The sequence below is a fragment of the Reichenbachiella agariperforans genome, from assembly GCF_900142205.1.
Classification (GTDB): domain Bacteria; phylum Bacteroidota; class Bacteroidia; order Cytophagales; family Cyclobacteriaceae; genus Reichenbachiella; species Reichenbachiella agariperforans.
Window position 1 is genome coordinate 139226 of sequence record NZ_FRAA01000001.1, and the last position, 23520, is coordinate 162745.

Consider the following 23520-nt stretch of genomic DNA (forward strand, 5'->3'; position numbering starts at 1 on the left):
AACAATGTCTAAACTCTTTACTCTTCGGAGAGGTCTGGCACTACACCAAATATCCGTGTTCCAAAGAGGTAGTGCGCGTTCCAGTAATAGGGATCGTCGATCGGGATAATCTGTACGCCCTTGGATGTGGAAGCATGAATCATCTGACCATCCGCTAAGACGAATGCCGCATGTGTCACCAGTTTGCGGGTGCTGTAGGTTTGGGTAAAGAAAATCACATCACCCGGTAGCAATTCGCTCTTGTCCAGTATGATCTCTCCAAAGCGGGCAAGAGCCTGTGCACCATGTGGGGCACTTAGTCCCAAGTCCCTAAACGTCCTGAAGATCAAACCAGAGCAATCCATGCCATCGGCAGTAGTTCCCCCGTACTGATAGGGAGTCCCCAGATAGTTTTTGGCCGTCGCGATGAACTCCTCTCGGGTATGCGTCCCACAGTCAAACGGCTTCTCATATCCACCTTTTCTAAACTGATCGATCCTGCCAAGGGCAACCGAATCAGTCAGGTTTTGCGCTATGAGTACTGACATAGCATCCTGTGCCGTGCCTATTTGAAAGCAACCCAATAAAAATACAAGGATCAGTATATTTCTCATGTGAGTCATCAATGTACAAAAAAAAGACCATGAACCTACACTTTCAAAGTGTCATTCATGGTCTCTTGTCATTGGTGTATTGCAGGTGCTTATGCAGCGGGTTCCTCATGTTTTCCATTAGACGATTTTTCAAATTTCACATGGTCCAGCCCCTGTTGTAGCAGTGCGCTTGGACGATAGACGATCTTGAATCTACGGATGTTGTTTCTCGTAACTTCATCCGCACTATCAGCAGGCGAGCTGCTGATGGAAGGATAGAGCGTACCCAACTGACCCAAATCTACTGCACGACCATTGATCAGATGATGGTTTGCTTTACGAAGAAACGCTTCCAATACGGCGATAAAAACACCGGGATGTACAACATTCAACTCTTCGATCTCTGTCAAGAGATCACGAAAATCTACTTTGTCACCTCTATCGATGGCAGCATAATACTTGACGACTCCCCCGCCAACTACTCCTGGATGGCCTTTGGGGACTATTTTGAACTTTACAGTCATAACTTTACTATTTAGATGTTAAAAAAAAATTGAGAATCGCTTAACTAACCTTAGCGCAGTTTGGACAGAGTCCTTCCCTGAGGGAGACCTAGGCAAAAGCCGACAATGCTTGTCTGGAGCTTTGCTAAGTGGGTACTTGCAAAAGGGGTGTTGCTTGGCTGGGTCGCGACAGTGTAGTGCTCGACTTGGCTGGGCATGGGCTGTGAAAAGCGCGGGTATCGAATGGCCTTTTCGATGTATCTATTAGACAATATTTCTATAACAATTTCCGATCCAAAAGCACCACACGAGACGTTAATAAAAGTTAAAAACAAACACGTGTGTTTGACGCTCCAATCACGTGTGTTTGACCGTCCGAACACACGTGATTGATCGACCGAACACGTGTCTTTGAAGCCGCAAACACACGTGATCAAAAAATCCCGCTCAAATGGCCCTAAACGCACTTTTTTGAGGGTGTTTTTTTCACTAAACCACTATGAGCTGAAAGCACCATAGGTTTAGGGGGAGAATGAAATTCTCTACATTCCGAATCAAGACCTTAGATCGCTAGACAAAAAAGCATCAAATTTTAATCTAGAGACTAAAATCTAAATACTAGTATCCTATTGAGATTGATAGAAGCTAAAGCGAGATGCACTAAAGTGCATAGTTCTAACTCCAAGTCTGACCAATAAAGAAACAATATCGAATGTCGAACAATGCATCTTGAATAATGAAGTGATCTACTATCTCTCCCCCAGAAATACAGAGTGATCCGTTGTTTATAGTATTCGGCAGGGTGACTGTAAACCAATGAATATAAAATCAGTGTCTCCGACACGGCTCGCTACAAGGCTATCTCTAAGTTTTGAAATTATTTTCCAGTGCTTATTTGTACTCTTCACTTACACGGACAACAACTAAGAACTGACTACAATCATAAACTCTGAGCGAATCAATTCTTGGTATTGTAGCCATCCTGTATTCGCAAATACTCAGTAGATAACCTTTCGGCTACCATCTGGCATCAAGAAGCTGACGTCTTCCTCTACTCGGAACTCTTTGACAGGCATTAGGTCTTCTTTCGTCCATGTTTCACCAGACCACTTCCAAAGCATCAGTACCGCATGAATATTACTGTCTGAGCCAAAAGAATATGATGAAACAGCATTTAAAACCGTACTTTGATGACTGACCGGATTCAAACCTGTCGACGTGACTACTTCTACACTATCCCAACCGCTAAGGGGGATCATCGCCAATTGATATTCGCCATTGTCAATGATGGACGCTTCATACCCTCCTACCGTCTGTGTACTACTGGTAATCTCCTGATCCAACTTCGGCAAGGCATAGTGTCCTAACCGCATGTCAATAGCCTTGTTGCTCAGGTTTCTGTCCACTCTCAGGATACCATTTGGCAGGGGCATTTCTGCCAATTGCATTTTGATACTTCCATCGGTTTCCAGTACTACATCTCGGTAGTAGATTTCGTCCTCGTACTTCCGGAATGTGTATAGTCTAAATGCCTCCCATTCTTCTTTGGCATTTTTGATCAGGTAGTTCATCGCTACTTCTCCATCTGGCCCATCCGCTTGCCATGGAAAAGCACTGTTGTACGATAGACGGTTGTAGTTTTCTGTGGACCGGAACTTTTGCCAGTCATCCGCTACTTTCTCATGACACCAAATCCGTACTTCCGAAGCACCAATGTTCGGGTAGTCCGTAATCAGCAGGTTGCTTATGTCCTGAAATTTATTGTAGACCTGATCTTTTTCGAATTCCTTTTCCCATGGACCATTATTTTCTTGGACCGTCCAGAAAGGACTGTCCTCTGGGATCAGAAGCCCCAGAAAAGCTTTTCCCATCCAGTAGACACTACCGCGACAGCTATAGTTCTGCACCGCTGGCTCAAAATGATCATAAAAACCGAGTGTAGGCACACTGTCTTTCATGAATGCTGGGTTTTGCAAAAACTGCAGCAAGACCCCAGACGAAATTCGACGCAACCAGCCTAAATTGATATCCTTACCTTCCAACTGCCCCATAAACGGAAACGGCGCGACAGACCCCATCCGATAACTGATGCTACGCCCAAACATAATCATCTCTCCATGCTCACTAAAGAGATAAGGATAGTTGTCCACCATGTCCTCGAAATTGCTAAGAAACTTCGCAGATATCTCAGGATAATACTGATTGCCAAACACTTCGCTCCACATAGAGCCATAGAGTTGAAACGCCCACATGCTATAATAGTCGTAAGCCGGGGCATCATTGTACCAACCATCGGCCCGGTAGTGCTCGAGGGATTTGTGGAGGTACTCTACGAGCAAATCTTCGTTCACATCATATCCCTGACCTTTAAAGAAACTTAGGACAAAAATATTGAAGAACTTCCAGTTGCTGGATACGGTCGGACCATCCCCATAGCTGAGCATGGTAGCCGCCAATTTGTCTTTGTCTTGCTGACTCAGTGGCTCCCAGAGTATATCCGGAGCTACGAAAAGCGACATTCCTAATGCTCCAAATTCCACCAATATCTGAGTAGGCCCTTGCTCTTCTCTCCTATGAGGAATGTATGACGCATCTGTGGAGTCTAGCAAGTTCATAATCTGATGACGGTAATACTCCGCTACTCCAAGCCCTCCTATCGTCAGCTCTGGATCGTCTTTGAGCAAAGGAGCTGCTACGAACAGCGTACGACAGAGCCCTTCGAGTTTCTCAGTTGGTACACTATTCTCATCATGGGGATAACTTTTACCAGGCAACTTCGGGAATTTCATGGGATCGTCCAGGTCATCCACATAGCTAAATGCCCCCTCTAACAAATACAAAGCTGCGTCCTTCCAATGCTGACGGGTCATACCCGTATAGGGACTTATTTCAAAATCTGGGTTCACTACATCGAACACATTCTTGCTTTGATCTTCTTGTTCTACTGCCTCTTTTTTCCCCTCACAAGAAAATATCCACATACTTGTGGCAATTAGAAATAAGACACTGACACTAATCTTTTTCAATTTCATATGTATATTTTTTCATTAGAATTATTTGATGAGCGAAACACTAAAATCCTCCGTCATAGCCCATAACCAAACATGAACCCAAGCTCAAGACAGGGCTTCTATTAGATGATAAACCCTGCGAAGATCGCTTCAAAGGGTTTAAAATTACACATTTATTTTATCCCTTTTTGGGAGTAAATAAACCCTGTAATCTTCCCTAAAAACTGAAGTCGTTAAAAATATAGTTAATCGTTAAGTTTAGGGAAATATGAAGAATAGTAAATTTACAGAGAGCCTGCTTATTAAGATTCTCAAAGAGCAAGCATCTGGCAGGAAAGTGACAGATGTTTATCGAATGGGATTAGCCAGCCTACTCAGGATCGAGTAAGAAGCGTTCTTTTGATTTGAGGTACTGAGTTCGTGCTCAAAGCTGAAAGACTTTCTGCCTTTTCCCTGATGTGCTGACAGTGTCCCTATCAATTTAGGATCTGGTATCCCTCGCCAATGGGCGTAAACGAAATATCTGTTTTACTCACTTTGTGAGGCTTTATAAGTTGAATTCTGTAGCATAAGTGAATGATTTTTTCTCATTCGTACTTCGTGAGCTTGAATTGAAAATATGATATCTGTCCCCATAATTAATCACTTCCTAATAGGTTAAAGTCTTGCAGCTTCAGACCCAAATCATCGTCTGCAGCCAGTTTTAGAAAATCTTCATGAAGATTAAACACTCTAAGTACATTAAACAAAACACCCATGGACACACTTGGTGTTCCTTTTTCGAGTAGGTATAAAGTATTTCTGGCAATACCCGCTCGTTCAGCTACTTGAATAGCTGTTAGCTTACGTCTCTTTCGAGCCAGCTTGATATTCTCCCCCAGCTGCTCCAAGACCTTTTAATGCTTTGGAAACAGTATTTGCTTCTTGCTTTTCATAACGTACTATAATAAGTACAAATAATGTATTTTATATAGTACATATTGATTTATGTGCATTTACAACACTTGAACCTATACTTCAGTAGCCAAACACATCATCTTTTACCATCTTCCTTTTCCCAAACCTACCCAAACTAAGAACCTATAAAAATCTCAAATCATGGATGAGACCACACTGCGGACGAATAAATGATTTGGACTAATTGAATACTGAAAGGCGTGAGCTTGCGAATAGTTTGAAGGTATTTGTAATGGCTTGAATCTGCGTGAAGGGATTTTATTCCAATGAACGACTCAGTTTACCAAATCATTAAGCTTTAGCCACTTTCAGAACAGTTTTCACTTCAATGTGTCAGGATTAAATCAAGTGGTTGTGATAGCCCGATTTATGCTCATTTCATGATTTTATTACTTTTTATCTTTTTTAGGTGGCACAATGACAATTCCGAATTGGAAGAATGGTCTATTCGCTATGTCATAATTTTCATAGTCTAAAGAATCATCTTGAAGCCCCACCCTTCGCGCTATGGTGATACCTCCTGAGGCCTCTAGCTGGATGAAACTTCCAATACGATAGTTTATAGTGGGGCCTACGATCACCCGAGTATAGGATAACTTATCCACCTGTTTGATCTCATTAAGAGAATTTACTCTTGAATAATTGGCGTTATAGCGCGAACCACTTACGGCCATCTGTAGTCCTACTGTGAATTTTTCAAAATAGTAATCATAAGTAATATGGCGTGGCAAGAGTATTTCAAACTTGGCATTGTCCGATTTGAAGGTGAATTGTAATGTTGGGATCAACCTAGGTAATCCATAGCTAGATGTGAGCGCAATACCACCACCATACGCAAAATGGTCAGTCTTTTCTTTTACAAAATGGAAAGTGCCATTGAGTAGAAAATCATCTCCTTCGAGTGCTGTGTTAAACGTAGTTGATAATGTAGGGTTCAGTGATACCAGCACCCTCCATTTATGCTCCAATTGATGTATCGCGGCAAAACGATAACCTATAACATGTAATTGCTGCCCTTCCAAACCCAAATTAAGGTCATTGTCTAAGAAAGGGGTTGCCAGTCTGTACTGGAGTCCATTGATCAAAATGGTCTCATTTTTGAGCGTTTTAGGAAGATTTACAAAGAAATTGTATTCATTAACTTCCACGTTCTCATTCTGTGGTGAGTCCAACACTTCAGCATTTGAAAATCTAGTATAGCTGAGTCCTGCAAGTTGAAGATTCTGTGACATAACAGTCGAGCCATTAAGTAGGAGTAATCCACATATTGCGCTCAATAGTGGTTTATAAAAGTGTTTCGGAATATTCATTTTGGTAGGGATACTTTATAAAATAATCGATAGAGCACCGGAACCAATACCAGCGTAATCACCGTGGCAAAAAGCAATCCGAATATGATGCCTATTGCGAGGGGTTTCCACATGTCACCACCACCCAGCCATAAGGGAATTAAACCCAAAGAAGTAGTAAAGGTGGTGAGTAGAATGGGGCGAAACCGTTCGTGTGCAGCAGCCAATATTGCATCGTATTGCGTTCTTTTATACTCGTCCAGTTCCAATTGAATCCGGTCAAGGAGTACGATGGCATTATTAATCACAATTCCTGATAGTGAAATGATACCCAGGAATCCGGTGAAGCTCAAATTGGTTCCAGTGATCAGCAAACCACCCACCACACCAATGATCCCAAAAGGAATGGCAAGCAGTACAATACTACTTTTTCGCAATGAGTTAAATTGCATGACAAGAAGCAGGATGATGATGAAAAATGAAATAGGCAGTTTAGCCATAACCGCACCCATTGCATCACTGCTTGCTTCTGACTCACCTCCAAGTTCAAAAACATATTCATTGCCCCACTTGTCTCGTTGCTCGTTGAGCCACATTAGCATTTCGTCAGTGACCTCAGCTGCAGTATATCCTGCCTGTAGCTGAGACTCTACCGTTATGGTTCTGTTGAGGTCTCGTCTAATAATTTTTGCTAATTGCCAATCTACACTGATGTCTGCTACCTGAGCCATCGGCACGGTCTTACCTGTTCGTTGGCTATAGATGCTTAGTCCTTCCAGGTCTTCATAGGCTACCTCAAGGCTGCCTTCCGTTCGCATCGCTATAGGAATATTGTCCTCTTCTTCACGGTATTCACCTACCGTATATCCCGACAAAGTAGTGTAAGAAGATAGTGCAACATCCTGATTGGTCAATCCATTGTAACTAAGTTTGGATGGATTGATATCGACATTAACTTTCTTAATTTTCGGACCCCAGTCGTCATCCACATTGCTAGTCCCGGCTATGGTTCGTAGTTGATTTTTCGTTTCACCAGCAATCCGGGTTAGCTTTTCTGCATCAGGGCCACTAATTCTGATTTGTATAGGGACGCTGGCTCCTCCGCCACTGGTAAGTCTTTTCACCGTAACCTTGGCATCTGGCAGATGATTAAAAGCAAATGAATTAATCCTGTCAATGACCATCTGATTGTCGTCACCAGATGATGTATTGACTAAAAGGTGCGCATAATTGGTCTGTTTTTGGTCGGGCTGATAGCCCAAATCATAAGACTTAGGGCCTTCACCAATGAAAGAAGACCAATTCCTCACACCACCAAGTCTTTCGTTGTTGATAAGCAGACTGTCCGATATAAACCTTTCTATTCGGGCGACTTGAGAATCAGTGGTTTCCAAACTTGTGCCAGTAGGTAATATGAGGTCAACGGTCACAAGATTACGCTCACTGTCAGGCATAAACACAAAGCCCAGTTTACCCATACCGATCAGTGAAAGTACCAGACATCCAAAAACTACAGATAAAATCAAAACGGGTTTAGCCAATGACCAGACGATAATTTGTTTGTAATATCTATTGAGGTTGTCGAAGAAACCGGGCTTTTGACTACTGCTATTCTGCTTGACTTTAATAAATACAATGGCCAACATAGGCACAATAGTTAACGCCATAAGCCAGGAGGAGAGCAACGTAATGGTGATCACCGAAAATAGTGGACCCATGATTTCACCCATTATGGAGTCGGCAATAAAAAAAGACAGGAATGCGGCAGAAGTAGTCAAAGAACTGGTCAATAAGGGAATCATAAGCTCTTTGCTGGAAGCGATTGCAGCATCTAGCGCATTATCTCCTCTTTCCATTTTCACCATCATCGATTCGGCCATGACGATAGCATTATCCACCAACATACCTAATGCCATGATGAGGGCGGCCAGTGAAACCTGGTTGAGACCAATGTTAAAAACACCCATCAAAAACAGTGACATCATTATAGTAGCAGGGATCAGGCTTGCTACTACAACCCCTGTTCTAAGTCCAAGGAATACCAACATAACGGCCAATACAATGACCACACTTTGAATGAGGTTAGAGATAAAATCGCTGACACTTTTAGAGACGGCATGATCCTGTGATGCAATCCTTTTTGCCGTAATTCCAATAGGAAGGGTCTGGTTGAAACTGGCCAGTAGTTGGTCGACCTCCTCACCTAATTGCACAATATTGGCTCCATCCTTTAATGAAATATGCAGGCCAATGGCCGGTTGGCCGCTCATCCTTACAATGGTTTCCCTAGGCGAGATGTAGCCTTCATAGACATTAGCTATGTCCTTCAAATAAACGGATTCCCCTTGATACCCAACCGGAATGATCATGTTCTGAATGTCCTCTATCGTTTCAAAATTTCCAGAAGGTTCCAGAATGACCCGTTCATCTTCGAAGCTGATCTGACCTGCAGGAATAATAATGTTCGTGCTTGTGATCGCATTCTTTAACTCATTGGCTGATAGTTCAATTTTTGCTAGCTCGGCATCATTGTAATCAATATATACCCTGCGCTCCAACACACCTGTAAGTTCTACTTTGGCTGCATCCCTTAACCGGATCAACACATTTCTCAACTGATCCGCATACTTCTTCAGCTCCCTGGGTTGATAACCGTCATTTTCCAGACCGATCGCAATGCCATAAGTAATCCCCAAATCCTCATCTTTTAAATCCGGGCCTTTGGTAATCCCTGAAGGCATTTCTATATTATCAATTTTTCTTCTCAGGCGATCCCAAATGGGTCTGAGCTCCGACTCGCCAATGCTCTCTTTCAGGGCAACTTTGACAATTGAAATTCCCGTTCTCGATTCGCTTTCGATATAATCTACTTCTGGAATCTCCTGTACAACTTTCTCCAATGGGTCAGTGACCAAAAGCTCCATTCTTTCCGGGCTTGCCCCGGGAAAAACTGTAACAATCCTTGCCATCCGAATCGTAAATGGAGGCATGCTGTCTCTGGGTAATGAAGCATATCCTGTGATCCCAAGAATGATGATGATCCCCAGTAACAAATAAGTAACGCGATTATTCTTGATCGCAAAAGCAGTAAGATTCATTTCATTCTTGGGTTAAAAGTGAGACCTTCATTCCATCATATAGAGTCCTTAGACCAGCCACAGCTACGATTTGATCCAGAGCCAAACCTGACCTCACGATAAAGCCTTCTGAAGTGAGCCTACCAATTTCTATTGCCTTTTTTTTCACTTCATAGACTTCATTATTTATGGGACTTAAGGCATAAACAAATTGTCCGCTTTCGTCTTCGCTCACAGCCTTGACCGGGACGATCAATTGCTTTTGCTGATTCTCATTACCAAAAGTGAACGTAACCTCAACCGGCATACCTGGCCGTAATTCATCTGTAGTGTTGGCAAGTGAAGTAATCACCGGATAGGTGCCACCAGAAGAAGTATATCCTACTTCTGTGATGACACCATCAAATTCATTTGATAGCGTAGGTATCCTAATTTTGGTAGGACTTCCCTGCTTTATCTGACTGATGTACTTTTCAGGGACTCCAGCTTGTGCTTCTATATCGCTGGCGTCTTCATTACTCATCGTAAGAATAATATGACCAGGACTAACTACCTCATTTGTTCCCACATGTACAGAAGAAACAATGCCAGACATAGGTGCAGTAATGGTGGTATAAGAAACCTGTGACCGTTGCAGATCCAAACGTTTCAGCGAGATTTCATAGGAACTTTGAGCACTGGATAGCGTACTCTTTGCCTTCTCATAATCACTCAATGAGGCATTATTGGTTTGATAAAGTTGTTTGACGCGTTCGAAGCTGGATGAGGCCGTTTCCATCTGTATTTTTGTGTTCGTTACATCTGCTTGAGCCTGCTGCAAGGCAAGTAGAACATCTGTTTGGTCTAATTGGGCAAGTAGCTGATTCTTTTTTATACGCTGACCTACGCCCACATTCAACCTGGTAATTAGGCCTCCCGTACGAAAACTCAGTTTCGTTTCCGAACCAGATTGCGTGATCCCGTTAAAGGTGCGTGTGGTTAAGCCTCCAAACGATTCTACCACTCCATACTTGATGGGTTTGACTAATTCTTTCTTTTCTTCCTCATTTGAATTCCCGCATCCTGAGAGAAGGATAAGGACCATGAGAGCCATGTATAAATATTTTACTCGTTGCATCAGTTTTGATTATTTAAGTATTGTTGAAATCGGTTATTGAAATGCTGAAGCTGATCTTCAGGCATCAGCATGATAAATGAGCCCACGTTGAATTCTAATTGAAGATGAGCCTGGATATACTGATAGATGGAAAAAGCAGCCGCTAATCTGGCTTCCAATGCTCTTTGCTGAGCATCTATCAGTTGGGTAATTGTTACCTGACCTTGTTTGTAATTTTCCTGAACCAGATCAAAGTTTTCAAGGGCACTCTCTGACGCAGATTTGCTATATCGAATATTTGTACTTGCACGCAACAAATCAAGTACGTTAGCTCTCACACCCAGCTCCAGATTCTGATCTAGAAGTGTTTGTGAATGATCCAATTGGTTCAGCCTGATTTTAGATTGTTGGATAGCTGCTTGTCTACCGAATCCATCAAAAATCGGAAATGACAATGAAATCCCTGCAAACCATGTGTTGTATTGGAGTTCAGTAACACCTAGTGCCATGGCCTGCGCATCCAACGTGGAACCAGCCCCACCTCTCGCCAAGACCTGGGAAGTCTGGGCCTGTAGGGCAATAGTAGGCGTGTATAGCAAGCGTTGATTCTGTGCGAGCTGACGATTAGCCGCATTCATATTTTCTAATAATGCTTTTTTATTGGGATTTTGACGTTGACTTTCTGCCACTAAAAAATCCGAAACCATACGTAAACTTTCTGGAGTCTTCACTACCTCAGCAATGGGGCCTTGACTAAACGCTTTAAAGAGCTCATCTTCTAGCGAAATATCCTCTACCTCAAACGCTGAATCCAAAGTATTCGCTAATAGTGTGTTCAATTGAAGTTTAGCAGTTAACAGTGTTGTTTGCGCTTCGATAACTGACTGGCTGGCAATCGCCAACTCTGTTTCCCATCGGTAGAGATCAGTGTTATTTGAGGCTCCTAGGTTTACTCTAATAGCTGCCAACTCCTTGTTTTTTCGTGTGTTCGAAAGGTTCTCTTGCTGTATCAGCACGTTGGTCTTGGCAGACAAAACATTCAAATAAGCTGTATAGGTATCAAACAGCACCCTCAAAACTTCAGCCTCCGTATTGTACTCTTGGGCTTTTTCCAGATACTTTGAAATCTTAATGGCCGCTATGGCTTTTTCTGAATAGATCAACTGGGTAAAGGTGAGACCTGCAGTCAATGATTGCTCTGGCGTATTGAATGCTGCGTTAGCCCGCTCCTCATTGATCTGAGAAGCTGTAAGACCTGACTCTAGCGATGGCAATACGCTTGATCTTGCAGATTTGACACGCACCTTACTAAGCGCTACATCCTGATAACTGATTTGAATGTTAAGGTTCTCCTCTAGGGATTTTTCGGCAATTTCTTCAAAAGAATAGGTTTTGACTGCTCCGTCATTATTTCCTATGAGGGTAGCTGTGAGAAGTACTTCAAAAGGAATAGAAATCTGGATTTTTCGTGCGGTAGCCATATTGATATGCAGACTCTCATTAGTGTCCAGCATCACGGGCATGGATGAGAGATCCGATCCTGAGACAATTCCATCAATCATTATGGCTAGTTTTCGAATGACCTGCTCTAGGTCATTTTCATCGGCCATCGACCCAAGCACGCCATAATCCACCAGTCTGGCGTTTCCCGAGAACGTTGCGATTTTTTGCTCATGGAGTTGATCAATCAGCCATCGGATCTGCGATTCGGTTTGATGTAAGAGTACAGTGAAATAGGTTGCATCTGCTTCTATAGGCACTTGATTGATGACCTGATCCATGTTGGTGCCAACAGGGATAATAGTTACTGCAGCATTTAACTGTCTAGAAAGAGAATCAATGAGATTCTTGGCTTTTTGCGCACTGACTGTAGATGCAGCTTTCTCATCCACAAAAACTACTACGCTTTTGAAATCATGAATCTTATGAAAAGCTTCTAATTCTCTATCTAAATCGCGTGTTTGCCAGATATAAGTGAAATTCGGCTTTCCTGATGTTCCACTTATATAGGGAATTTCTTGTAAATCCGGGTCGATAATTCCCAAAGCAACGACAGGTGTTGGAAGATTGCTTATCAATGACAGCCCCTTCGTACTCATGCTTCCTACAGCAATGACGAGATCAACCTGATCATCAAATTGGTGATAAGATTGTTGCGCTGACTTAATATCAGAAACACCAAAGATAGTAGCTCCCAAACTGACTTCTCTTGACGTACCTGTAGTCTGATCGATTTCCTGAATTATCTGATTTAGGATTGATGCCAGATTAGAAGATTTCTCAAAATCCGAAATCACGCCAACTTTAAATTGTTGTGCAAATACAGGAGTAATGCATACGAGCAGGACTAAACTTATTACAAACTTCATAGCTTAGATGTTTGGAGCGTTCAATTATTTGATTTTCGCCCATTCAAGGTCTGCAGATACGAATCGAGCCGTTACTTCAAGGAGAAGTTTATTCCCATCCACCTGACATGCTACGTCCAGGAGCCTTCCTCTCCTTTTGGAATATATTTTCCCAACCCATTTACCATTTTTATATTCAAGGTTGAGTACTTCGACTTCTGTATTTCTCTCTCCCTCTGCGTTGATGGGGTTTCCTATGTACCTGTCATCTACTTTGTAGATTTCTACTTGCGCTTCTTGCGTCTCCCAAGTGGCAATGATTTCATCTTGATTATTTTGAGCAAAAAGGCGAGTTGACAGGATGCATAAGGCAATTGCGAATAGTGTTTTGATCGTTTTCATGTTTGTTTGATTTTTGATTTCGATGCGAAACTATTTCTACCACCAATCACCATGAAAAAGGATTTATGAACCACGAGAATAAATGAACCAAATGGCTATTGTGTTGAACAAAGCCTTTCAATTAGCCAAATGAATCTTTCATGCGGCAAAATCATTGTTTCATTCATTTAATAATGTTTCCTTAGAAACTGAGTATATTATTGCAATGATGAGTAAAGCATTATCTAAGACAGAACGTTTCCTCAAAGTAGGACCTAACCTGCTGTGGTTCGGTATGCACGTTGCTATCAGTTTGGTACTGATCTTTCAGCGAAGTGGGGCGGAAACCATTTACTATTTGGTTACTTATGTCTTTTTTGGTACGCTGATTATTTGGTTTTTTGGATATAAGATATTCCCACAATACTTATCTAGTGAGGGGAAAATTGACAGAAGATTGGGTATGATGATTGGTGTCAATACGCTGATTCTTGTTAGTGGAATATATGCACACACTTTTATGGCCGAGGCACTAGATTTGACACAAGTAAGAGAAGATTATGCTCCCAAATCAGTCAGAATAATTTTATGGGTATTGATGGTTTTTCTGGGGATCATTTATATGGCCAGCATTCGTGTGGCACGTGTATATTATCTCAACGCTGTTCAAAAGATTGAGCATAAAGCTCAAAGAGTTGAGGCAGAACTCAAGTTGTTAAAAAGCCAGATTAGTCCACACTTCCTTTTTAATACGCTCAACAATATTTACGGGCTGGCCTATCTGAGGGATGAACGAGCTGCTGAAATGATTTCAAAGCTCTCCAAGCTACTGCGCTATTTGTTGTATGATTGTGATCAGGAGAAAGTGCTTTTATCGAAAGAAAAAGAGCTGATTGAACACTATTTAAGTATTCAGATGCTTAAGCATGAAGATGCTATGAACATAGATTTCTACCATGCTGGTATCACCAACAGCCATAGAATTGCACCGATGATCCTTATTAATTTTATTGAGAACTGTTTTAAACACTCTGATCTGGAAGGCAACCCGCAGGGATGGATCAAAATCAGTCTGGAAGTAGATAGTGGTGAACTTAATTTCCGAACAGAAAATACAATCAAGGAAGAAATGGAGGGATCTAAAATGAACCGTAAAGGAATTGGGCTTACGAATTCGTTAAAATTACTTGAGGCTAATTATCACGGGAAACACAAAATTGACATATCTCGTGAAGATAACATGTATCTGCTGGATCTAAAGATTACATTATGAAAATGAAGTGTCTTATAGTCGATGATGAAAATATTGCACGAAAAATTCTTTCGGATTATGTGAGTAAAGTCCCTGAATTGGAATTGGTGGCTGCATGTAGTTCTGCGCTCCAAGCACTCAATCATATTAAAAATGACAACATTGATGTTCTGTTTCTTGATATTCAAATGCCTGATCTTACTGGCCTTGATTTTCTGAAAATTTTACCTAAAAAACCCGCCACTATTCTTACCACCGCCTATTCTGAATACGCAGTTCAGAGTTATGAATTAGATGTGGCAGACTATTTATTAAAACCCATAGATTTCGACCGATTTTACAAGGCTGTTGCCAAAGTAATCTCTGCAAAAGACTCTAAAGTTGATAATCTCCCAAAGCCCACCTCTTCGCAGCAAACTGACAAACTATTCATCAAAGCTGATAACAAGATCATTAAGGTCTCATTTAATGACATAATTGTAATTAATGGTGATGGACCCTATGTAAAAATTATCACAAAGGATGGACGAAAAATCATGTCGCTACAGTCGATGAGTAAGCTAGTCCAAATACTTCCATCCAATTTTTTCCGAGTTCACCGATCACACATTGTGAACATAGACCATATTGATAGTATTAATGGTAATATGGTTAAGTTAAGCAGCGATCATACTGCCATACTGAGCAAGAACAAGCGAGACGAATTTCTTAAGCTGATTGATCAGCTCAATTTGTTGGGAGATTGAATCTGAACTTTCATTTCGGAGAGGTTTGTTTTGAAGTGTTTATAGGTTGTTGAGAGGGCTATTTACCGATACAAAACTTACTAAATATATTATCCAACAGGTCGTCTGTCGATATCTCTCCCGTGATCTCACCGAGGTAGTAGAGTGAGTGACGGATGTCTTGGGCGAGGAAGTCGTTGGTGATCTGGTTGTCGATCCCGCGTACTACATCGTGCAGTGCATTTTGGGTATTGACTAGCGACTGGTGGTGGCGGGCATTGGTCACGACGACATTGCCGGTCTTGAAGTTGTCCATCTGGCTCTTGGCGAAGATCATATCCTTAAGTGCAGCCACTCCTGTTTCCTGCTTGGCCGCTATGGAGATGTAGTGTTCGTTCTCCAGCAGTGCAGCAGGCTCTGATTCTACCTTGTCCCGCTTGTTGCCTACAAGGATGTAGGGCTTGTCCATCTCGATGAGCTGCTGCTCCTGTGCGAGGATCACATCGAGCCCTTCGGTCGAGAGGTCAAACAGATACATGATTAGCGAAGACTCTTTCATCTTCTGATTGGCACGCTCCACTCCGATCGCTTCGATCTGATCGGTCGTCTCTCGTAGACCCGCTGTATCGATGAAGCGGAACTTCACCCCACCGATGTTGATCTCGTCCTCTATCGTATCGCGGGTTGTCCCTGCGATATCTGACACGATGGCTTTCTCCTCTTCGAGCAGGGCATTGAGCAGTGTTGATTTGCCCGCATTGGGTTTTCCGACGATCACGACGGGCACCCCGTTTTTGATCACATTGCCGAGTTGGAAACTATCGATCAGCTTGACCAGTACCTTGTCTATGCCTTTGATCAGTTCTTTGAGTTCGTCACGGCTTGCAAACTCCACATCCTCTTCAGAAAAATCCAGTTCGAGCTCGATCATAGAGGCGAAGTGCACGAGTTTCTCGCGCAGGGCTTTGATTTCTTTGGATATCCCGCCACGCATCTGGTTGAGTGCTGCGGCATGTGATGATTCGTTTTCGGAGGCTATGAGGTCGGCTACTGCTTCGGCTTGCGCCAAATCAAAGCGACCATTAAGATACGCCCGTTGGGTAAACTCCCCCGGATTGGCCAGACGTGCGCCCTTACGGATCAGAAGTTGAATGATGCGGTTGATGATGTACTGCGACCCGTGACAGGAGATTTCCACGCTTTCTTCCTTGGTAAAGGACCGCTGATTGAGGAATAGCGACACCAACACCTCGTCGACGATCTCCTCGCCATCGAGGATGTTGCCAAAGTGGATGGTGTGAGATTTTTGCGTCAGCAAATCCTTGCCATCGAAACAAGAGGCCGTCAGGGCAATGCTCTCCGCACCAGACAGGCGAATCACTGCGATGGCACCTACTCCTGGAGGTGTAGCGAGAGCTACTATGGTATCGTTCATGTGCATGACCGCAAAGATAGAATATGGCTACCGATAATTAGACTTGAACTGAACTACTATACGCTAAAGCACAAAAAAATCACGACAACTCTAATAAAAAATTAGAATGGTCGTGATTCTGATTATAATGTCAATACGCTTGTATGCTATGTATTTGCGTCAACTAGTACTTTTGTACTTTAATGTCAACCAATAGACGACTAGAGTTGATAGCTTTTAGCTTAATCGCTCCCTTCTTACCCTCTTGTGTTTCAAAGGTCACCACTAGAGGAAAATCTAATGAACCAATGATTTCATCATCATTCTCTACAGTGAGGCTTGATAACTCAGCATCATCGATCATCGAATCAAAGACACTTACTTCAAAGCCACTATCTGAGTTGTTGATTTTGGTGGTTTTTGCATTAGGTACGGTTAAGGAGCTATATTCACCGTCTGGAGTTTCAAAATAGATAAAAGCGGAATTGTCACCGTAATAAATCAAATCAATAGCACCACCATTAGATTCATTAATATCAGAATCAAGATACATGGCTTGCTCATTTATTGAATAACTTCTCCCATAAACGTCATCACCTTCGGTTTGCGAAAATTCGAGATCTATGATCTCAACAATCGCACTGTTACCTTCAATCGTCACACTTTTTTCCAAAACATCTTGCTTTGTCCCATCAATAGCAGTCAATGTTATTGTTAAATCACCTGATTTATCTACCGTAATTCCTGTAGGCAACTCTGCAGTAGATGACTCAATACTAGTCCCCTCACTAAACTCCCATTCATAGGTGGTAGCACTTGTTGAATTATTTACTAAACTCAACTGCGCATTAGGTGCTTCTCCTTCAATTACAATATCAAAATCTGCTTTTAAAGGTTGCCCAGAATCTGACTCTTCACAGGAAGCGAATACTATAGACAATAATGCGAATGAATAAATTACTCTTTTCATATAAAATTACTTTTTTGGTTGAGCGCAATGCTACCCAAGAAATCTATGTCGTCAAAACACAAGTATAAAAAAAAGACTACTTATTCTTAGTAAAATCAAACTAGCGCTAACTAGTGGTTTATTCTCAATGAACTCCAACCGAATTGACATAACCCGTGTCTATAGGGTACAAACAGATTTAGAATCAAAATGAAAATTACTATGCAGAAAGGAAAAATATGGGTTGGGGTAATCGTCATACTCACAACACTTGTCACAGGATGTCTGGAGGAATCTGACTTTGAAAAACAACAAAAACAAAGCGACAAAGAAATCAGCAACTACTTGAAGGAAAACAACATCAATACTGAAACATCCTCTTTTGGTATCCACTACGAAAAGTTAGTCTCTGAACCCAACGGAGAAGCCCCCGCATCAGGAGACGTTATGTATGTCAAATACGTAATCGTAACGCTAGACGGAGATACTTTAGAATCCGTACAGGACGAAGCTGTACCGTTCAAATTCAACTGGAACAGTGTATTACCACAAGGAATGAACTATGGTATAGACATCCTAAAAACAGGCGAGAAAGCACGCTTCTATCTCCCATCCTATACGAGTTACAACAGCTACTCACCATCCGACAATTCGTTCAGAGCCTACACCAACTTCATCGTAGAGATGGAACTCGTAGCGACCATGGATGAGACGGATGTTCAAAATGCAGAGATAGATACGATCGAGGACTACATCGCATCAGAAGGGTTCGAAGATGTAATACCATCATCGTCTGGTCTATACTACAAGACCCTTACGCCAGGAGAAGGAGAAAGTCCGAAAAGTTACAATCAAGTGAAGCTGCACTACAAACGCAGCTATCTAGATGGTACAGTAATACAAGAAACAGAAGCAGACAAACCACTCACAGTCCAAATGAATACAAACCAGCTGGTAAAAGGATTTGAACAAGGTGTCCTACAGATGAAAAAAGGAGAAAAGGCACTGTTGATCATGCCATCTAACCTAGCCTTCGGTAGCAGTGTCCAGATCATGCCAAGCAATCTACGAGAAGAGTTATTCGAATACGGTCACATCACGACCAACGTCAAACCCTACGCACCAGTGATGTATGAGGTCGAGCTCTTGGAGATCAAGTAGAATCTAGTTGCTAGACATTAGACCTGTCTATGCTATAGGCAAAGAGCCAAGAATCAAGACTGTGTATCTTGATTCTTGGCTCTTGGCTCTTGGCTCTTTTTTCTTAACGCTGATACAATTACACCTTCGCCGCTTCTCTAAATAGCTGGGAAAATTCTTCTTTGGTAAAACTACCGAGATCACCTTCTCCGTGTCTCCGCGCAGAGACTTTGCCTTCTTCTTGTTCCTTCTCTCCTACGATCAGCATGAATGGGATTTTTTTGGTTTCCGCATCACGGATTTTTCGACCAATCTTTTCATCTCTATGATCGATGAATCCACGGATATCGTTTTCTTCCATGTATGCGTACACTTCCTCGGCATACTTGGCATATTTCTCCGAGATCGGCAATACCGCAATCTGATCTGGCGTCAACCACAGTGGGTAGTTACCACCACAGTGCTCTGTCAACACCGCTACGAATCGCTCTAGCGAACCAAATGGTGCTCTATGAAGCATCACTGGGCGGTATTTCTGGTTATCAGAGCCAGTATACTCTAGTTCGAATCGTTCTGGCAAGTTGTAATCCACCTGGATCGTACCCAGCTGCCAGCTTCTCTTCAGTGCATCTTTGACCATAAAGTCTAGCTTTGGACCATAGAATGCCGCCTCACCGTATTCGGTCACCGTCTTCAGGCCTTTTTCAGCAGCAGCTTCTTGGATCGCTGACTCTGCCTTCTCCCAATTCTCGTCTGACCCGATGTACTTGGCCTTGTTCTCTGGATCACGGAGCGAAATCTGTGCCGTATACTCCTCAAACCCTAGGGCATTGAACACATAAAGCACCAAGTCTATCACTTTCAAGAACTCTTCTTTGACCTGATCTGGTGTACAGAATATGTGTGCATCATCCTGCGTAAAACCTCTGACTCTCGTCAAACCGTGTAACTCTCCACTCTGCTCGTAGCGATACACCGTACCAAACTCCGCAAAACGTACAGGTAGGTCTTTGTATGACCTTGGCTTAGATTTGTATATCTCACAGTGGTGAGGACAGTTCATCGGTTTGAGGAAAAATTCTTCGCCTTCATTAGGGGTCTTGATCGGCTGAAACGAATCTTCCCCGTATTTTTCATAGTGACCAGATGTCACATACAATTCTTTGTTTCCGATATGCGGGGTGACCACCGGCTGATACCCGGCCTTGGTCTGCGCCCTCTTTAGAAACGACTCCAATCTCTCACGAAGCATCGCTCCCTTGGGTAACCATAGCGGCAAGCCCTGCCCTACCTTCTGAGAGAAAGTAAACAGCTCTAGCTCCTTGCCTAATTTTCTATGATCCCGTTTTTTGGCCTCTTCTAGCAACTCAAGATGTTCTTTGAGCTCTTTTTGTTTGGGAAAGGTCACCGCATAGAGACGGGTTAGTTGCTTGTTCTTTTCGTCTCCTCTCCAGTACGCACCTGCTATATTTAGAATCTTAGCCGCTTTGATAAAGCCCGTATTCGGGATGTGTGGCCCTTTACATAGATCCGTGAAATTGCCTTGCTTGTAGAATGTGATATCTCCGTCTTGCAATCCCTCGATCAATTCGAGCTTGTATTGGTCTCCCTTTTCTGTAAAGTAGGCTACTGCATCAGCCTTAGATACTTCTTCTCTGACGTACTCACTCTTGTTTCGAGCGAGTTCGAGCATCTTGTCTTCGAGTACTTTGAGGTTTTCTGAGTCAAACTCCTGATCTCCAAAATCAACATCATAGTAAAAGCCTCCTTCAATAGCAGGACCTATTCCGAGTTTCACGCCCGGGTAGAGCGCTTCGAGAGCCTCTGCCATCAAATGAGCAGATGAGTGCCAAAACGTAGACTTACCTTTATCATTTTGCCAGGTTAGCAGGTTCACCTCCGAGTCAGTGGTAATAGGACGGGTAGCATCCCACACCTCTCCATTTACTTCAGCTGCCAAGACATTTCTTGCCAAGCCTTCGCTGATACTCAATGCTACATCCAAACCGTTAGAACCTTTATCAAGCTCTTTGATACTGCCGTCTGGCAAAGTGATCTTAATTTTACTGTCACTCATCAATCCAATGTTTTCTTTAATTCTGGGGAGGCAATATCAAAAGTCGGTATCGACTCCTTGCGTTCCCTTATTTTGCGCAAATATGCAATTTTTCCATTTACTTTTCTTACTCCTTCGATGGCTTCTTGGTCGAGGGAATCAATTTCTAAAACCAGCTCATAATACTGAATCGAACTAGAGAAATACCCCTTTAGATCATACATCTCCGCTTTGTCCATCATGGCATCCCTATTCACACTATCCTGCTCCAAAATCACAGAGGCATAATGTAATACTGAATCTGCTTTATGACGCGCTTTGAAGAAGTTCACTAATTCTTTACCAGAACTAAGGTCTCCTTTATCAAGCTGCGCCTTTAGAATAGAGTTCGCCTCCAAATCCATACCTTGAGAGCGATAAATTTTGATTTTGACCGCACGAACTTCGGGAGAACTCTGATCTAAATCGACACGATCCAACCAAGAGATGGCTTCCTCTAACTCACCCTGTTCAGCATACAAACGAGCTACTTTGACAGGAATATCCAATTTGCTTTGATCCAACGACCAAGCCTGCTTATAATAAGTAAGTGCAGACAGACTATCTTTCATATGCAGATAGATGTTGGCCTTTTGATCAAACAATGTAGAGTTACTACTATTGATCAAGATTGCATTATTGATCTGATCAATCGCCAAGTCATAAGCTCCCAGTCTATTGTATATTTTGGATTTAAGGTCATACACCTCTAGTTCAGGCATGCCTTCTACTGGCGTATTCAACTGCTGAAGGGCTAGATCATATTCTCGCTGATCAAAGTAATACTCAGCCAATAAAAAACAAATATATGGTTCAGTCCCCAACTGCTCAGTGAGTTTACGAGCCACTCTCGGCGAGACTCCATCCCAATGCTTACGCTTCTCTTGCAATAGATACTGAATCACAAATTCTGCATGCAATGGCTCGTCAAGATCCAACGACAACCCCGACAATTCCAATTGTCCGATAGACAATTGATTGTACATTTCATACTTTCCGTATCTCTTCACACAAGAGGTATCCATACACAAGGATATCACTGCCCAAAAGAGTATTGTCAAAGACTTACTATTCATTATTCAAAATTATGTAGAAAAAATGGCGAAAACAGTCAAAGAGAAAGTAAGATAAAAACAGGTGATCGCATTTTTTTCAAACAGGCCTCTTGAACCTAAACCTAGGTCATTTTCAATCATCAAAAATGCCCTACACTAGGTAAATCCCCTAAGCTCTTAGGTTTACACTTAAATGATGTCGAAAAAAATAACAAGGCTTGGAAGTTGTCTTTATTCTTGGTAACATTCAAAGTTGATACAATTCAACCTGTGTTTAATTGAGAAAAAGAAACCTTGTTTTATTCAGTGACAAAGCTGAAATATCACATGTAAGGCTCCATCTTCGCGGGAGACAAAAAAAGCTTTTACTTTTTCTTTGAATAGTGCAAACAATGCATGTATTTTGATTCACTAATTGAATTCGAGCTAAAAAAAACATTATTATAAGTAAATGATTAGTTCAAATTCACCGATTATTATAGAATCAAGGCTTTTGATAAAAAATGGATCTCTTAAAAAGATATAAAAACATATACGACACCAACATCTTACTGATGTACAAAGGTGAGGTTACTTTTGACTTGGTTACCTCTATCATCGAGACTCTGGATGGTCGTATCGGGGAAATTGAAAGTGATCGATTGATCAAAAAGAAATTTTATGGTGCGGCTACAGAATGCATCCAAAACCTCTACCATCATATGGACGAAGTATCGGATGAAACCATAGACACCTATGATTCTAAGGCTGGACTGCTGATGGTGACCTCTCGTAAGAAGTTTTTCAACATCATGACGGGAAATTTCATCCCAAATGACAAAATCAATACCATCAAAGGAAAACTGGACAACATCAACTCACTGGATAAGGATGAACTCAAAAAACTGTATAAGGAAATACTCTACAACGGAGAATTTTCGGATAGAGGTACCGCAGGTCTTGGTTTTGTTGAGATCGCTAGAAAAACTGGACAAAAACTATCCTATGAATTTCATACAGTAAACGAAGATTACTCTTATTTCACCTTTCAGATTAGAGTGTCTAGAGTAAAAAAAGAAGAATTGACAGAAGCATAAGCGCTTTCGAATAAGAATAATATGAAAGAACTTTACCACGAGGAGCAGAAGATTTTGTCGGATTATGTCGGCAAGGTAAAGCAGAAGGATTTAAGCATGGACGATGCTGTGGGTATTGCTGTGCACTATAAAGACTTATTAGATCAAAGCAAAGTCATCACACGAATCAGTGATAGACTACAGAAAAAACTCGATCACGCCAACCAAAAAATTAAAAGCCAAAACTCGGAGATTCAGAAGAAGAACGTAGAATTGGAAGACACCATCAACGAGCTTGATAAAATGACTGTAGGTAAAAAAGCCTCCAGAATCATGTTTGCACTAGCTATTATTTTGTTCGTTTCAGAAGAGCAGTTTCTCGGACCTATTATTGAAGACGCTATTGATATCCCATATTTGGGATTGTTAATACTCTTGATTATTGCAATGTTTTTGAAATTCTTTGAAGGAATGCTGGAAAGTTATTTTCTAAAGCAAACTAAAAAGAAAATCTTAAGCAAAAGTTCGTTGAACAAAGACAACACCAACTTAGGAGAGAATAGTAGTCTATCCTACTCAGAAAAATAATACTACTATGATT

The 23520-nt window shown here is 41.9% G+C and carries 18 protein-coding genes; 5 read left to right on the forward strand and 13 right to left on the reverse strand.

From position 1 onward, the window contains the following. Positions 1-17: 17 nt before the first annotated feature. The 9 genes from BUB99_RS00550 to BUB99_RS00590 form a co-directional block, all read right to left on the reverse strand. Positions 18-593 carry a C40 family peptidase gene (locus BUB99_RS00550; RefSeq protein WP_073118455.1) on the reverse strand — a complete coding sequence of 192 codons (576 nt, stop codon included), beginning with the start codon at positions 591-593 and terminating at the stop codon, positions 18-20. An 89-nt stretch (positions 594-682) separates the two neighbouring features. Then, positions 683-1096: an HU family DNA-binding protein gene (locus BUB99_RS00555; protein ID WP_073118457.1), complete on the reverse strand. Its 414-nt coding sequence runs from the start codon at positions 1094-1096 to the stop codon at positions 683-685. Positions 1097-2073: 977 nt separating this feature from the next. Further along, a complete protein-coding gene (locus tag BUB99_RS00560) occupies positions 2074-4107 on the reverse strand; it encodes a DUF2264 domain-containing protein (protein WP_073118459.1) in 2034 nt (677 codons plus the stop codon). 617 nt (positions 4108-4724) lie between these two features. After that, positions 4725-4976: a helix-turn-helix domain-containing protein gene (locus BUB99_RS00565; protein ID WP_245816766.1), complete on the reverse strand. Its 252-nt coding sequence runs from the start codon at positions 4974-4976 to the stop codon at positions 4725-4727. 456 nt (positions 4977-5432) lie between these two features. After that, positions 5433-6275, reverse strand: a complete 843-nt coding sequence (locus tag BUB99_RS00570) for a DUF6268 family outer membrane beta-barrel protein (RefSeq protein ID WP_073118461.1) — start codon at positions 6273-6275, stop codon at positions 5433-5435. A 74-nt stretch (positions 6276-6349) separates the two neighbouring features. Continuing rightward, the gene (locus BUB99_RS00575; protein ID WP_073118462.1) at positions 6350-9430 is read right to left on the reverse strand and encodes an efflux RND transporter permease subunit; all 3081 of its coding nucleotides are present in this window, start codon (positions 9428-9430) and stop codon (positions 6350-6352) included. 1 nt (position 9431) lies between these two features. Beyond that, the gene (locus tag BUB99_RS00580) at positions 9432-10526 is read right to left on the reverse strand and encodes an efflux RND transporter periplasmic adaptor subunit (RefSeq protein ID WP_073118464.1); all 1095 of its coding nucleotides are present in this window, start codon (positions 10524-10526) and stop codon (positions 9432-9434) included. Next, positions 10526-12874: an ABC transporter substrate binding protein gene (locus BUB99_RS00585; protein ID WP_073118466.1), complete on the reverse strand. Its 2349-nt coding sequence runs from the start codon at positions 12872-12874 to the stop codon at positions 10526-10528. Before BUB99_RS00585 ends, BUB99_RS00580 begins: the two co-directional genes overlap by 1 nt. A 24-nt stretch (positions 12875-12898) precedes the next feature. Beyond that, positions 12899-13255 carry a hypothetical protein gene (locus BUB99_RS00590; protein WP_073118468.1) on the reverse strand — a complete coding sequence of 119 codons (357 nt, stop codon included), beginning with the start codon at positions 13253-13255 and terminating at the stop codon, positions 12899-12901. Positions 13256-13463: 208 nt separating this feature from the next. Between BUB99_RS00590 and BUB99_RS00595 the strand changes: the two genes are divergently transcribed. Together BUB99_RS00595 and BUB99_RS00600 are read left to right on the forward strand one after the other, a co-directional pair. Then, positions 13464-14507: a sensor histidine kinase gene (locus BUB99_RS00595; RefSeq protein ID WP_073118470.1), complete on the forward strand. Its 1044-nt coding sequence runs from the start codon at positions 13464-13466 to the stop codon at positions 14505-14507. After that, complete coding sequence (locus tag BUB99_RS00600; RefSeq protein ID WP_084190260.1) at positions 14504-15232, forward strand: LytR/AlgR family response regulator transcription factor; 729 nt, start codon at positions 14504-14506, stop codon at positions 15230-15232. Before BUB99_RS00595 ends, BUB99_RS00600 begins: the two co-directional genes overlap by 4 nt. A gap of 58 nt (positions 15233-15290) precedes the next feature. Here the strand turns inward: BUB99_RS00600 and mnmE are convergent, their stop codons facing one another. Together mnmE and BUB99_RS00610 are read right to left on the reverse strand one after the other, a co-directional pair. After that, entirely contained in the window at positions 15291-16646 is a 1356-nt protein-coding gene (gene mnmE, locus BUB99_RS00605; RefSeq protein ID WP_245816767.1) for a tRNA uridine-5-carboxymethylaminomethyl(34) synthesis GTPase MnmE, read from the reverse strand. A gap of 163 nt (positions 16647-16809) precedes the next feature. After that, positions 16810-17595 (reverse strand): PKD domain-containing protein, encoded by a 786-nt coding sequence (locus tag BUB99_RS00610; RefSeq protein WP_073118474.1) that lies wholly within the window; start codon positions 17593-17595, stop codon positions 16810-16812. A 201-nt stretch (positions 17596-17796) separates the two neighbouring features. Between BUB99_RS00610 and BUB99_RS00615 the strand changes: the two genes are divergently transcribed. Then, positions 17797-18735 (forward strand): FKBP-type peptidyl-prolyl cis-trans isomerase, encoded by a 939-nt coding sequence (locus BUB99_RS00615; RefSeq protein ID WP_073118476.1) that lies wholly within the window; start codon positions 17797-17799, stop codon positions 18733-18735. A 118-nt stretch (positions 18736-18853) separates the two neighbouring features. Here BUB99_RS00615 and thrS read toward each other — a convergent pair whose 3' ends face one another. Both thrS and BUB99_RS00625 read right to left on the reverse strand, forming a co-directional pair. Continuing rightward, positions 18854-20791 carry a threonine--tRNA ligase gene (thrS, locus tag BUB99_RS00620; protein ID WP_073118478.1) on the reverse strand — a complete coding sequence of 646 codons (1938 nt, stop codon included), beginning with the start codon at positions 20789-20791 and terminating at the stop codon, positions 18854-18856. Next, a complete protein-coding gene (locus tag BUB99_RS00625; protein ID WP_084190262.1) occupies positions 20791-21885 on the reverse strand; it encodes a tetratricopeptide repeat protein in 1095 nt (364 codons plus the stop codon). Before BUB99_RS00625 ends, thrS begins: the two co-directional genes overlap by 1 nt. Positions 21886-22367: 482 nt before the next feature. Between BUB99_RS00625 and BUB99_RS00630 the strand changes: the two genes are divergently transcribed. Together BUB99_RS00630 and BUB99_RS00635 are read left to right on the forward strand one after the other, a co-directional pair. Then, positions 22368-22940: a SiaB family protein kinase gene (locus tag BUB99_RS00630; RefSeq protein ID WP_073118482.1), complete on the forward strand. Its 573-nt coding sequence runs from the start codon at positions 22368-22370 to the stop codon at positions 22938-22940. A gap of 21 nt (positions 22941-22961) precedes the next feature. Continuing rightward, entirely contained in the window at positions 22962-23507 is a 546-nt protein-coding gene (locus tag BUB99_RS00635; RefSeq protein WP_073118484.1) for a hypothetical protein, read from the forward strand. Positions 23508-23520: the final 13 nt, after the last annotated feature.

Bases quoted from the DNA above. Each gene is read 5' to 3' on its own strand.
- BUB99_RS00550 (WP_073118455.1), bottom strand. From the start codon at position 593: ATGAGAAATATACTGATCCTTGTATTTTTATTGGGTTGCTTTCAAATA.
- BUB99_RS00555 (WP_073118457.1), bottom strand. From the start codon at position 1,096: ATGACTGTAAAGTTCAAAATAGTCCCCAAAGGCCATCCAGGAGTAGTT.
- BUB99_RS00630 (WP_073118482.1), top strand. From the start codon at position 22,368: ATGGATCTCTTAAAAAGATATAAAAACATATACGACACCAACATCTTA.
- mnmE (WP_245816767.1), bottom strand. From the start codon at position 16,646: ATGAACGATACCATAGTAGCTCTCGCTACACCTCCAGGAGTAGGTGCC.
- BUB99_RS00570 (WP_073118461.1), bottom strand. From the start codon at position 6,275: ATGTCACAGAATCTTCAACTTGCAGGACTCAGCTATACTAGATTTTCA.
- BUB99_RS00610 (WP_073118474.1), bottom strand. From the start codon at position 17,595: ATGAAAAGAGTAATTTATTCATTCGCATTATTGTCTATAGTATTCGCT.
- BUB99_RS00615 (WP_073118476.1), top strand. From the start codon at position 17,797: ATGCAGAAAGGAAAAATATGGGTTGGGGTAATCGTCATACTCACAACA.
- BUB99_RS00585 (WP_073118466.1), bottom strand. From the start codon at position 12,874: ATGAAGTTTGTAATAAGTTTAGTCCTGCTCGTATGCATTACTCCTGTA.
- BUB99_RS00590 (WP_073118468.1), bottom strand. From the start codon at position 13,255: ATGAAAACGATCAAAACACTATTCGCAATTGCCTTATGCATCCTGTCA.
- BUB99_RS00595 (WP_073118470.1), top strand. From the start codon at position 13,464: ATGAGTAAAGCATTATCTAAGACAGAACGTTTCCTCAAAGTAGGACCT.
- BUB99_RS00575 (WP_073118462.1), bottom strand. From the start codon at position 9,430: ATGAATCTTACTGCTTTTGCGATCAAGAATAATCGCGTTACTTATTTG.
- thrS (WP_073118478.1), bottom strand. From the start codon at position 20,791: ATGAGTGACAGTAAAATTAAGATCACTTTGCCAGACGGCAGTATCAAA.
- BUB99_RS00625 (WP_084190262.1), bottom strand. From the start codon at position 21,885: ATGAATAGTAAGTCTTTGACAATACTCTTTTGGGCAGTGATATCCTTG.
- BUB99_RS00600 (WP_084190260.1), top strand. From the start codon at position 14,504: ATGAAAATGAAGTGTCTTATAGTCGATGATGAAAATATTGCACGAAAA.
- BUB99_RS00560 (WP_073118459.1), bottom strand. From the start codon at position 4,107: ATGAAATTGAAAAAGATTAGTGTCAGTGTCTTATTTCTAATTGCCACA.
- BUB99_RS00635 (WP_073118484.1), top strand. From the start codon at position 22,962: ATGAAAGAACTTTACCACGAGGAGCAGAAGATTTTGTCGGATTATGTC.
- BUB99_RS00580 (WP_073118464.1), bottom strand. From the start codon at position 10,526: ATGCAACGAGTAAAATATTTATACATGGCTCTCATGGTCCTTATCCTT.